Below are 13,575 nucleotides of genomic sequence, written 5' to 3'. Positions count from 1 at the left end.
GTTAACAAAATAACGAATAGGCAAGCTAGCGCGTTGAGAGCTTTACAAACTTTTAAGCTGAGGGAGTGACAAGTAATGTTTACCGTTTAACGACAAAGGCATACAGCTTAACATCTTAACTCCTTACCCGTTTACAGCAACCCTATCAATTAACAAGGCCCTTCACTCCCCTCGTTCTTTAGAGAGAGGTTGGGGTGATGCCGTTTTAAAAATGAAAATGAAAGCAATACAATTATCAATAGCAACGATGGCCATGGCCATCTGCCTAACATCGTGCGATGGCTGGATAGACAATGCCAAGACACCCAACAACATGATTACTGCCGAACAGATAGTAACGCCTAGCATGTTGGCCACCATTCGCACTAAAGAAGTGAAAGACGGAGCCATGATTGCCAACGTGAAAACATTGGCAGGCGTGGCCGCTTCGGCAGCATTCCTCACATCGGGAGCAATGACCGATGAGATTGAACCCACCAAAAAACCCAACTTCTTGATTTATAAACAACTGAAAAACGACGACGTTAAGCCCAATAGCGACGTGGCCAACACCTGGAACCAACTGCAAAACTTTAGGGCTAGGGCCGAAGAAGTGTTGCAAGTGGAACAGCAATTGAGCAACGATGGAACGGAAAACTTCGATGCCGTGCGTGCCTATGCTCGATACACAGGGCATCTCTACGCAGGATTGGCTTACCAACTGCTGGGTAAAATGTTCTCGCAAAGCACCGATAAAGCCGACGGCGTGCGCATAAACAACGAGATTATTAGCAACGAAGAGTTGCTCAACAAGGCGCAGCAACACTATTCGCAAGCTTTAACCGAAGCCACAAGCAAAGAGTTGGGCGATAAAAAAGGTGCATTTGTTGCCCAAACGGCAGTGAAGCAGGTGCGCATGCTGATGGTGAAGCTAGCCATGCAACGACAACAATATGACGAGGCAGCAACGCTTTGGCCCGAAGCCTACAGCAATGGACTGCAAGTAGACATTATGTACAACATCAATGGCGGCGCAAACGAACTGTATTCGGCCGTAGGACTACCTGCGATTAACGCCCAAGTGGACGCATCGTTGGTGGCTTCGCTCAACGGAAATGCCGAGAAAGCAGCCATCAAGACGGACAAGAATAAAGATGGGCATCGCTATCTTACTAGCTTAGAGAAATACGGACCCGTGGTTATCATCGACGAAACAGAAATGAAACTCATCAAGGCCGAATTGATAGTAAGAGGAAAGATGCAGGGCGATGCAACGCAATTGGTGAACGAGGTGATGGCACAATACGCCTCAACTCAAAGCATTAGCACTGTTCCCACACTGGAAGAGCTGGCCCACTGGCGCCATGTGTTCCTGTTTCTTCATGGCTGTCGCATAGACGACTTGCGTCGCGACATGGGTAATACGGCCGCTTTAACAGCCTGGAAGGCCCGCAAAGTGAAGTACATCCCCATGCCCGAATTGGAATATAAATAAGCACAACGCAGGCTTTGGGACTGTTGAACACTTGAAAGGATGAAGACTGGAGCAACAATTCGCCCCACGTTATCCGCCTCAAGAGATATACATACTGGAGCAGGCGTAGCAAGAGAAGGCCAAATCACAACCTTTCGCTTGTTAACTACCTTTTACAAATAAGAATAGCACACAGAAAAGTGTTGTGGTTGGTTAGGTAAAGCCAAACCAACCACGACCCTTTACCACCATATTAATAAAGAAGTATTCGCGTATCCTATCGAGAAATACGCAAAACACACAGCAGCAGAAGAATGACTAGCATAATAGCAGCCATAAAACACACGAAACAAAGGAGACCTAAACACGAAATTAAAAGCAAAAGACTACGGAGTGAAAACGCATAACGAATGTTAATTTACCACTAATAATTGTTTTATATCAAGAATTTCAATACCTTTGCAACAGTGATAACATTCGTTAAGATTGAGTTTTCAAACATCAATAACACCATTTATGGCGTATTTTTAAGTGGGAAACAAACGCATTTACAGTCCCACTACCAGGCCTAGGGCATCACTCACCAGGCAAAAAATCAAGTTATGGGCCAACAAATAGCGCCCTTCTCACCTTGACACAGTATGCGCAGACTACACCATCAGGTCTCAGCGCAATTAATTCAATAAGAAAATCGTGTTTTACAACATTAGGAACATCCAACAAAACGACGCAATCCCCCAAAAACTGAGTCACACCACGTTGCTCGGAAGGGTTAGCGCATCCCTGTAATTCATTATGTCGAGTATTGCTTCACCACGCCAAAAGTGTGGTCTATGGCATCGCGCACTCTGCTCAAGCAGCGTAGGCGCATCGTATTTGCATAGCGACCAAGTGAGATGACCAGCATCACATACATGCCAACACCAGGCAAAAACAAAGAAATACAATCTTCGGCACCACAGATAATGGGTAGCCACACACCAACAACGAAACATTAATTTAAAAAGTCATTCAAAATAGCATCTATGAAAAAGGAAAGAATCCTGTCAACGGCAGTTTTCCTTGTTAGTATTAGCGCTGGCGCAATGGCCAACAACGCCATCCCCAACCAAGAAGGGGCAGCGATTGCCAAGCAACTAACAGAAAAAGCCGGGGCCTCTGCGGCCAACAATCTTCAACAAAACCGTAATGAAGTGAAGGTTACGGGAACAGTTTTCGACAGCTTAAAGGAGCCTATTATCGGTGCCACCGTTCGTGTTAAGGGCGGACAAGCTGCCACAGTTACCGATATTGATGGTAACTTCACCCTCACAACCAACACTGGAGCAACGCTCGTTATCAGCTACCTGGGACACAAAACCATGGAAGTGGCAGTACCTGCAAATGGTAACGTAAGCGTAACGCTTGAGTCGGAGTCTAAACAAATAGAGGAAGTTGTTGTTACGGCACTTGGTATCCGCCGTTCAGAAAAAGCACTTAGCTACAACGTTCAGAAGGTGGGAACCGACGATCTTACTACCGTTAAGAGCACCAACTTCATGAACTCGCTTAACGGAAAGGTAGCTGGTATCAACATTAATGCCTCTTCGGCTGGTATGGGTGGCGCTACTCGCGTGGTGATGCGTGGTCCTAAGAGTATTTCACAAAGCAACCAAGCCTTGTATGTAATCGACGGTGTGCCAATTACCAACACTTCGCACGGCGAAACGGGTGGTATGTATGCATCGCAACCCGGTTCGGAAGGCATTGCCGACATCAACCCCGAAGATATCGAAAGCATTTCGGTGCTTAGTGGTCCGGCTGCCGCTGCACTTTATGGTTCGGCTGCTGCACAAGGTGTTGTGATGATTACCACAAAGAAAGGAAAAGAAGGCAAGGTTAGCGTTACGGTTAGCCACAGCACACAGTTTGCTAACCCCTTTATCATGCCCGAATTCCAAAACGAATATATCAACAAGCCCGGTAGTAACACCAGTTGGGGTGACAAACAAGCTTCGCCCTACGGAAACTACGAACCAAAGAACTTCTTCAATACGGGTACGAACATACAAAACAACGTAGCAATTACCGCAGGTAACGAGAAAAACCAAACCTATTTGTCGGTTGGTAGCACCAACGCTGCAGGTATCTTGCCCAACAACAAGTATAACCGCTACAACTTTACGTTCAGAAACACCACAAGTATGCTTAACGACAAGCTTACTTTGGACTTTGGATTGAACTATATCCTTGAGAACGACCGCAACCTTACAGCTCAAGGTCAATGGTTTAACCCCCTCACCTCGGTTTATCTCTTCCCTCGTGGAGAAAGCTTCGATGCTATTCGCACCTACGAACTATACGATTCTAATCGTGGCATCTATGTGCAGAACTGGAACTTTGGCGATGCGCTGAAGATGCAAAACCCCTATTGGGTGGCACATCGTATGGTTCGCGAAAACAATCGTAGCCGTTATATGCTTAGCGGAAGCCTAAAATACAAGGTAACCGACTGGTTGGACGTTACGGGAAGACTTCGTTGGGACGATGCAGCCGTTAAACAAGAAGACAAACGCTATGCATCAACCATCGACCTCTTTGCACATTCGAAGTATGGATATTACGGACATGCAAAGGTTAACGACCGTTCGCTCTACGGAGACCTAATGGCCAACATTAACAAATCGTTCGAAACCTTTTCTATTGGAGCCAACGTGGGTGGTTCGTTCTCAAGAACTAAATACGACAACGAAGGCCATCAAGGCGGTTTGAAAGCCCCCTCAAACATCTTCACCCCCAATGCCATCGACTACTCTGAGGTTACAAACGACAACCGTCCTATCTACGATTTGCACAAACACGCCGTTAATTCGCTGTTCGCGAACGTGGAATTGGGTTGGAAGAGCATTTTATACCTAACCCTTACAGGACGTAACGACTGGGATTCGGCGCTCGACGGAACCAGCAACGAATCCTTCTTCTACCCCTCAGTAGGTATGTCGGCCGTTATTTCACAAATGACCGAGATGCCCAAGTTTATTAATTACCTCAAGGTTCGCGCATCGTGGGCATCGGTAGGTAGCGCTATTTCGCCAAACATCACATCGCCTTGGCGCTACGAATACGTGCCCGCAACGGGAACTTACAGCACGGTGACTTATCTTTTCCCCAAAACTTTCTACCCCGAACGTACCGACTCGTGGGAAGCTGGTCTTACCGCACGCTTCTTTAACAACGCCCTTACACTCGACTTGACACTCTATCAGAGCAACACGCACAAGCAAACATTGGTGCGCAACATCTCTGTAGGTGGCTACGACAGGGAATATATCCAGCTGGGTAACATCCGCAACCGCGGTATTGAACTATCGTTGGGTTATAATCATCGCTTCGGCGACCTAGATTGGAACTCTTCGTTCACCTTTAGTTCTAACCAAAACAAAATTATTAAACTGTTCGACGATGATACAGAAGTGGCTAAGAAAGGCGGACTTTCTGGTGCAGAAATTATTTTGAAGAAGGGTGGAACAATGGGAGACATCTATATGTCTACCGATTTCCGTCGCGACAGCGAAGGCAATATTGCTACCGACAACACAGGTGGTATCATGCAAGAGAACCTAAGCAACGCCGTTTATCGCGGTTCGGTATTACCTAAGGCCAACATCGGTTTCTCAAACGAGTTTGCTTGGAAAGGCTTTAACTTCGGTTTCCTCATCACAGCCCGCTTCGGTGGCATCGTGTTGTCGCAAACACAGGCCATTCTCGACTCATGGGGTGTATCTAAACGCACGGCCGACGCTCGCAACAACGGTGGTATAGAAATCAACGGCGGTAAGATTAGTGCAGAAAACTACTACCGCATCGTGGGTGGCGACAACCCCATCTGGAGCGAATACATCTACAGCGCTACCAATGCACGCCTGCAAGAAGCACACATTGGCTACACCATTCCTAAGAAATGGATTAAAGGCATGGAACTCTCGCTTGGACTAACCGCCAACAACTTGTTCTTCATTTACAACAAAGCCCCATTCGATCCCGAATCTGTAGCTTCTACCGGAACATACTATCAAGGTTTCGACTACTTCATGCAACCTAGCTTGCGTTCGTTGGGCTTCAACGTAAAAGTGAAATTCTAACGCCACACGCGTATTTTATATGATATTCAAAATAAAGAATACAACAATGAGCAATAACAATATATTCAAGTCGATGGCCTTTGCAGCTCTCTTCGTGGGAGGTGTCGCCATGCAAACGGCTTGCACGGCTGGCTTCGAAGAAGAAAACCGACCAGGACAAAAGATATCACAGGAGGAATTGGACCGCGATAACTACGCCACCAGTTCGTTTCTTACCCAATTGGTTAATGAGGCTTTCCCCGAACAAGAGAATACTTACCAAATGACCGAAGACCTCATTGGTAACTATCTGGGACGCTTTATGACCTATGCCAACAATGGCTTTAGCGACAAAAACTTTGCTCGCTTTAATGCTCCTAATGGCTGGGTGAGTTGGCCTTTCAACAATTCTCTACCCAAAGCCACCTCGGCTTTCAATAGCATTGTTGAAAAAACAAACCGTAAAGGCGTGTTCTACGCTCAAGCTTTGGTGCTGCGCGCACAGGTTTATCAACGCTATGTTGATATGTATGGCGCTCTTCCTGTTGGTCTTGAAGCTGATGCTGCCGCTTACTCGTCGCAAGAGAATGTTTATAAACTACTCATTGCTAACCTAGACACGGCTGCAACACTGCTCAAACCAAACCTCGAAACAACTCTAAATGAAGAGTTCGACAAGGTATATGCCGGACAACTTGGTAAGTGGTATAAACTTGCCAATTCTTTAAAGTTGAGATTGGCCATTCGTATGCGCTATGCCGACCCCGCTGCTGCTAAAAAAGCTGGAGAAGAAGCTGTGGCTGCTGGCGTTATTACAAGCAATGAAGACAACTGCGCGGTTACTTATGTACCCAACGGACAATACAAAACATCGGTTGAATGGGGTGATAGTCGTGCTTGCGCCGACCTAGAATGTTTCCTCACTGGTTATTCAGACCCGCGTCTCAGTGCCTATTTCAAACCTGCAAAACAGTTTACCACTCGCACAATCATCGGATGTTTGGCTGGTGCAAAGATTGAAAACAAAACCATTGCCGACAAGCTTTACTCTGAAGCCAAAGTAGATAAGAACACTCGTGGCGTATGGCTCACTGCTGCCGAAATGGCTTTCTGTCGTGCTGAGGGTGCTCTAGCAGGATGGAGTGGAATGGGTGGAACCGTTGAAGACTTGTACAACAGAGCTATATCACTCTCGTTCGAACAATGGGGCTTGGGTAGTGCTTCTAGCTATCTGTCAAATAACACCAACACACAAGCCAACTACACCGATGCAGACGGTGGTTACGGACAAAACGTTGCTGCTGTTAGCTCTATTACCATCAAATGGGACGACACCGCTACCGATGAGAAAAAGCTTGAACGTCTGATTACTCAAAAATGGATTGCTTTGTTCCCCGACGGACAAGAAGCCTGGAGCGAAATACGACGCACAGGCTATCCTAAGGTGTTCCCTGTGGCTCAAAGCACTTCGGGCTACAATCTCGATGTTCCCAACCGCATTCCTTTCGCAAACGACGAGCTAACCAAAAACCCTGTTAACTACCGCAAGGCCGTGCAGTTGATTGGTGGAACGGACGACTATGCAGCCAAAATGTGGTGGCAAAAGAAATAACAAGGTAAGTTAGAGACGTAAGAAGTTAAAAACGATAAGAAGAGAAAAGAGTGAGGGTGTTAAGACCTGAAACCAAAGCTTGGCAGTCAACAACCTATACTCAAAAAGTATAGACTCAAACAACAAGCCCCTTTCACCGCCAACCCCTTCACCCTTTTTCGCTTCTGCTAGGCGCGCTTCTTACTTACACACATTCTCAACAACAATAAAATAAGAATTCGATGAATATTAAAAATAAAACCTTGCTGTGGCTTGCGGCTGCTTCGATGGCTCTAACGGCATGCAGCGATTGGACGGATACCGAAATTAAGGACCCAACAAACCTTACCGTTACCAACAAAAGCGAAGAATACTACGCTAAATTGCGCGAATACAAAAACAGTGATCACGAAAAATCTTTCGGCTGGTTTGGTAACTGGACTGGCGAAGCGGCTATGCTTAACAACTCGCTGAAGGGACTTCCCGACAGTGTCGACTTCGTTTCGCTTTGGGGAAACTGGAGCAACCTCAACGACAAACAAAAGAAAGACCTTGAGTTTGTACAAAAAGTGAAAGGCACTAAGGTGCTGATGTGTTTCATCGTGATGGACATTGGCGACCAACTTACACCGCCTATCCCAGCCGATAAAGCGGCTGCCGGAACCACTTGGAAGCAATGGAGAAAAGAATTCTGGGGCTGGGGCGACACCAACGCTTCGAGAATTGCTGCTGCCGAGAAATATGCTAACGCCATTTGCGATAGCATTGACAAGTATGGTTATGATGGTTTCGACATCGATGCCGAACCCAACTTTGCTCAACCCTTTGCCACCGATAAAGAATTGTGGACCGAACAGGGTGTTATGCCTGCATTCGTTAAGGCCCTGAGTAAGCGCATCGGCCCAAAATCGGGCACCAACAAGATGCTCGTTGTAGACGGTGAGCCCAATGCTCTGCCCGACTCACTAGGCAACCACTTCGATTATTTCATCCTTCAGGCCTACACCACAACAAGCGACTATGAACTAAACGACCGTTTGGCTGTTCAAATCAACCACTTCCAAAACAAAATGTCGGCTGAAGAAGTAGCAAAGAAAATTATTGTTTGCGAAAACTTTGAAAACTATGCCGCAAAAGGTGGCGTTAATTTCACTACCAAATTGAGTACAACCATCCCCTCGCTCTTGGGTATGGCTTACTGGCAACCCACCTACGATGGTAAAACCTACAAGAAGGGTGGCGTAGGTTCGTACCACATGGAGTACGAATACGGACAGTCTTCGGCGCAAACCACTTACCCCTGGTTGCGCAAAGCTATCCAAATTATGAACCCTTCGATTAAGTAATAATATCTAACCATTAGCTAGAATGAAAAAATACAGCATAACAAAAAAGGTGGCTGCAATGGTTTTTGCTGCCCTCGCACTTACTGCTTGTAACAATGCAGAATACAGCGTACTTACAAATCAGGCCTTTTGGGATGATACAAAAACCAACGGCAACACTTCGATAAGACTCACCGTTGGCGAAGACGTTGTAGAACAGCCTATTATCGTAAGGCTTTCTTCTCCTGCTCAACAAACAAGCACTTTCGAAGCCGTTGTCGACGAAGCTGCTTTGGCAGAATACAACCAACGTAATTCTACCAAATATGTGGCCTTGCCAAGTAGCTTGTACGAACTCTCTAACACCGAAGCTACGGTTGAAGCTGGTGAGATAACTTCTACTCCCGTGAAAATTACGGTGAAAACGTTCCCCGATTCTATCAAAGAATCTGGTAAAAAATATGCTCTTGCCCTTAAACTAAAAAGCAAGAATGGCGTTAACGAGGTGCTCGAGTCGGGCAGTAAGATACTTTTCGTCATGGCTCAAGTGGTTCGCCAAGACGTTCCTGTTATCAACTACGCTTCGCGCATCACCTTCAACATGCGTAAAGAATATGCCCTCACTTCGTGGACGGTTGAAATGAACGTGAATATCGACCAACTGGGTACTGAAATTGGTGAACTTAACAACCAAATGCTCTTCGGTGGCTGGGCACCATCGGGTAAGGAAGGCGAAATCTATACGCGCTTTGGTGACGCTGCCATCGAAGGTAACCGCCTACAGATTAAAACACAAGGTTCGCAGCTTAATAGCAAGCAACTGTTCAAAACCAACACTTGGTATCACCTGGCATTTGTTTGCGAAGGAACAAAACTTTCGATTTACGTCAACGGTAAACTCGATTCTTCGATGGATTTGCCTGGAAAGGTGGTTAATTTGAGCAATATTATGCGTTTTGCTAGCGCCACACACTTCGTATCTAACGTAAAAGTAAGTGAACTTCGTTTGTGGACTAAGGCTCGTACTCAAAACGAAATTATTAACGATATGTACGAATGCGACCCCTCTAGCGATGGTCTGGAAGCTTACTGGAAGATGAACGAGGGAAGCGGCGACACCTTTAAGGATGCCACCGGACACGGCAACGAAGGTAAGGCTACTACTGTTCCTACCTGGATTCATAACGTTCGCATCGACGGAAAATAATTTATAGCTTTCGGCAACTTGCCTCATGGCGCATTTATGCTTTAGGGGCAAGTTGCACAAACGCAAATTAATTAACATTCAGACGAAAGATTATCCATATGAAATCAATCTTAAAGATAACCCTGCCAGCCTTCATAGGGCTTGCTTCTATGCTTACTGCCTGCCAAAGCGAACCCGAAGTGGGTACTCCACTCTACACTGTGGCCGAAACAAGCAACCTTCCTAAACTTTACATTCACGACTTGGCTAACCAAGGCAACAAAGGTGAGCTAAACGTTGTAAACGCCAATGGCGAACTTATCGTAAAAAAAGATACGGTTGAGTTTTATGTACGCCTTTCTTCGGCACTCGACAAAGACCTCCAAGTGAGCGTTGCCGAAAATCCTTCGGCTACTAAAACTGATGGTGCTGTTGCTTTGGATAAAGGCGCTGTTAACATTCTCACCCCTACTGTTACCATTGCTAAGGGTGCATTGGTGTCTACCGAACCCATCAAAGTGGTTGCTCAGCAGGGCGCTGCACTCGATACACTGCTCACTTCGCGCTCTAAAGGTGCCGTTACGCTAACACTTAACGCTGCACAAGGGGTCGACGTGGCTAGCAACTACGGCAATATGAACATCACCATTAACTATAAGGAAAGTAACCTGGTGGATGATGGCAACACCGATGGACTTACTGCTATGAGCACTTCAGACTACTGGGTGGTTGATGGCTACAACTCTGCCGTTAATCAGCTAACAGACGGTAGCACCGGCGCTTACAACATGTGGTGGAACTACGTTTCTAACGGACCTTTCACCTTTGTGGTTAGCTTTGACAACCCCACCTTGATTAGTGCTTTCGAAGTGTTGCCCGCTACTGGATATACCAACTGGACAGTTAAAACCTTAACGGTTGAAACTAGCAAAGACTGGATTACATGGACAAAACAAGGCGAGATTACCAACTCTTCGGCTAACATTGCCAATGCTAATCCCTTCGTTGTGCGCTTCACTAAGCCTGTTAATTGCCAATATATCAGACTCACCAACATAAAAGCTAACTCTTCGAGAACGCTTGCTATTGGCGAACTCAACGTTTATCAATAAGCGTCAACCAAGTATTTCTTAGCTGCATTGCTAACCCTTCGCCTTTCGCGGCACTATGGTTTACACAACAAAGCTGCTAAGATATACCACCTTTCTCAATCCTAACTATTGCCCCCATTGGCCATAAAACGCCTGTGGGGGCTTTTTTTATCACCACTGCATGCCCAGCCATACATATTTGTAAGACGGCAGACAATAAATAAAAGGCCTTAACGTTGATTATAGGTACACGGATAACAACCATTTTATGCCCTGCAAGCCACTCCTTGCCTGCACCGAACAGTTCCTTGGCAAGCATTGCACGGCTAAAAAGCCTAACCCACACTTCACCCCAAACCCCCAAACTCCACATGCTAACAAACGACGAAACGCTACACTTCATTGCTCAACATAGAAACGACAGCGTGCCCCAACTGGCTTTGACCAAACATAACACCCCAAACATTGACCTCCCTTTTGCCCTTGACCAAATTGCGGGTTGGCAAACGGCTTGTCAGAAACTGCCTTCGTGGGCCGAAAACCCCAATATCTTGTATCCGCCTCACCTCTCTATGGAGCAATGCTCGTCGCAAACCACTGCTCAATATAAGGCAGACGTGGTGTGGCAAATAACTAACAATTTGATACTGAAGGGCAAAACACAAAAAACTAAGCGCAATACTACCAACGACGAACAACTAACAAACAAGCGCGAACACACCTCGTTCGTTGACCTCACTGGGGGCTTCGGGGTTGATTTTTCGTTTATTGCCCAACGTTTTGCCCATGCCACTTACGTGGAGCACCAACAACAGCTGTGCCAACTAGCCCTACACAACTTGCAAGCACTTAATCTTAACCAGGCCGAGGTGGTGTGCTGCGAGGCCGAAAGCTATCTAGAGCGTATGCAATACACCAGTTGCATTTATCTCGACCCTGCTCGTAGGGATAAGAATGGGGCTAAAACGGTACTGATTGAACACTGTTCGCCTAACGTTTTAGAACTGTTACCCAAGCTTTTAGCCAAATGTAAGGTTCTGGCTGTGAAACTTTCGCCCATGCTGCATTGGCAATTGGCATTGGTTAAACTTCGAGAACTGGGCGCTTGGGTAAGACAATTGCACATCGTGGCTGTGAAAAACGAATGTAAAGAGTTGTTGTTCTTGATAACGAATGGTAGTTACGAAGATAATGGCAACAACCATTCGACAAACGAAAATTCCGCGGACGCTCCTCTTAACAAACTGAACTTCAAGGGGGAACAGAACGTTTACACAACTAATGACACCGAGATTACTTGCTATAACGATGGTGCATGTTTTCGTTATATGCTTGCCGAAGCCGAAAACACACCTCAAACCACTCTTCAAACGAATCCCCAAGCAGGAATGTTTCTCTACGAACCGCATGCAGCCATAATGAAATCGGGGTGCTTTGGTTTGCTGTGCTGCAGGATGGGTGTGCAAGCCTTTGCCCCCAACTCACACCTTTTTGTCTCTAACAACGAAGTGCCTAACTTCCCTGGACGTGCCTTTAAACTGGTGTCGGTATCTTCGTTTAACAAGCACGAGCTTAAAACGGCGCTCCAAGGCATTGAAAAAGCCAACATTGCCACGCGCAACTTCCCCCTTAAGCCTGATGCGCTACGCAAAAAACTGAAGCTGAAAGACGGCGGTGAACATTATCTCTTCGCCACTACCGACGCTGAAGGCAAGCATTGGTTGTTAGTGGGAAAACAATGCCATGCCCACTGCCTCTCTCCAAATGTAGAGTAGAGACTAATGCCTTGTGTTGTGTTGCCTTGAATGGCTGTTAATGTCTGTACTGATTTTGTTTGATTGCCAATGGTTGTTTCTCATGGTATTTTGGTAAACATGGTCTACAACGATTAAACGATACAACTCACAAAATGTCCACAAGTAAGCCCAAAACGGGCAACACTCAATGATAGCAACTTATATTTTTTTGATAAGCCACAAAATATCCGTAGCAATGTAAGTCGCCACTCTTCGCTATGTAAAATATTCAGCATAAAATTTAACATTGTGAGTGCCTTTTTTGCTCACCAACCTCCACTCGCTCGCAAATAATCGATTCTCGCGAAGGTTTGTTTGGGTTAAAAAGACAATGGTTTGTGAATGCTGACAAACCGTGTTTTCGTTGAAATAATCCGCACTTTTTACTATAAAACGGGCTTTTTGCAGCTAAATCAAATGCTATTTGTAGCAAAACGCAGTGCTATCTCCTACAAAACGCAGTGCTATCTCGTGCTAAACGCAGTGCTATCTCGTGCTAAACGCAAGACTAAAAGCTGCTTTTTACAGATTTTTCGAGCTCTTTTAGCCACACGAATGATAAAAAAACAAGCAGCTTTTTCAGTAAAAACTAATATAAAAAAGGCCTTTTTAGCCAGTAAATACAGTTTTTGTGAAGATGAAAAATTGCCATTCAGCGACCATTTAGAAGGGCTAAATGGTGCAAAATGCAGATGCAACACTTAAAAACAATGTAAAAATAAATGCAAGACGACCAAAAAACATGCAAAAAAGCAGCTTTTGAACTGCTTTTTCTTCTAGAATGGAGTGTTATACAGAGCATATTTTGTAAAGTTTCAATACCATATTTAACAAAACTACAACACTAGGTTAGGTAATGAAAGCTACATTAATTTTATCGTCTACCATGGAGTAAACCTATTCTACACAGAAAAACTTTACGAACTGCAATAATTCATAATAAAATATTAGTACTGGTGCAATAAAATTGCACGGTAATAAATATCATCAAAAAGAGATAGTTCTTTGACACATTGATTATGAGATGGAAGAG

General features: G+C 45.4%; 8 protein-coding genes. All 8 read left to right on the top strand.

Annotated elements, in window-relative coordinates; all coding sequences use genetic code 11:
- Positions 1-211: 211 nt before the first annotated feature.
- The 8 genes from QME03_RS03515 to QME03_RS03480 all read left to right on the top strand — a co-directional run bounded on the left by QME03_RS03515 (position 212) and on the right by QME03_RS03480 (position 13,247).
- Entirely contained in the window at positions 212-1,474 is a 1,263-nt protein-coding gene (locus tag QME03_RS03515) for a RagB/SusD family nutrient uptake outer membrane protein (protein ID WP_281723490.1), read from the top strand.
- 1,004 nt (positions 1,475-2,478) lie between these two features.
- Positions 2,479-5,574 carry a SusC/RagA family TonB-linked outer membrane protein gene (locus QME03_RS03510; RefSeq protein WP_281723489.1) on the top strand — a complete coding sequence of 1,032 codons (3,096 nt, stop codon included), beginning with the start codon at positions 2,479-2,481 and terminating at the stop codon, positions 5,572-5,574.
- Between the two features lie 46 nt (positions 5,575-5,620).
- Positions 5,621-7,165, top strand: coding sequence for a SusD/RagB family nutrient-binding outer membrane lipoprotein (locus tag QME03_RS03505; protein WP_281723488.1), 1,545 nt, complete (start codon positions 5,621-5,623; stop codon positions 7,163-7,165).
- A 221-nt stretch (positions 7,166-7,386) separates the two neighbouring features.
- Entirely contained in the window at positions 7,387-8,490 is a 1,104-nt protein-coding gene (locus QME03_RS03500; RefSeq protein WP_281723487.1) for a glycoside hydrolase family 18, read from the top strand.
- 22 nt (positions 8,491-8,512) lie between these two features.
- A complete protein-coding gene (locus QME03_RS03495) occupies positions 8,513-9,676 on the top strand; it encodes a BT_3987 domain-containing protein (protein ID WP_281723486.1) in 1,164 nt (387 codons plus the stop codon).
- 98 nt (positions 9,677-9,774) lie between these two features.
- On the top strand, positions 9,775-10,767 hold the full coding sequence (locus QME03_RS03490; RefSeq protein WP_281723485.1) for a discoidin domain-containing protein: 993 nt from the start codon (positions 9,775-9,777) through the stop codon (positions 10,765-10,767).
- Positions 10,768-11,117: 350 nt separating this feature from the next.
- The gene (locus QME03_RS03485) at positions 11,118-12,521 is read left to right on the top strand and encodes a THUMP-like domain-containing protein (RefSeq protein ID WP_281723484.1); all 1,404 of its coding nucleotides are present in this window, start codon (positions 11,118-11,120) and stop codon (positions 12,519-12,521) included.
- Between the two features lie 363 nt (positions 12,522-12,884).
- Entirely contained in the window at positions 12,885-13,247 is a 363-nt protein-coding gene (locus tag QME03_RS03480) for a hypothetical protein (RefSeq protein WP_281723483.1), read from the top strand.
- Positions 13,248-13,575 lie beyond the last annotated feature (328 nt).

This window comes from Hoylesella shahii (assembly GCF_937990675.1).
Taxonomy (GTDB): domain Bacteria; phylum Bacteroidota; class Bacteroidia; order Bacteroidales; family Bacteroidaceae; genus Prevotella; species Prevotella shahii.
The sequence above is the reverse complement of the archived record's forward strand: the minus strand, read 5'-3'. Positions and strand labels throughout refer to the sequence as shown.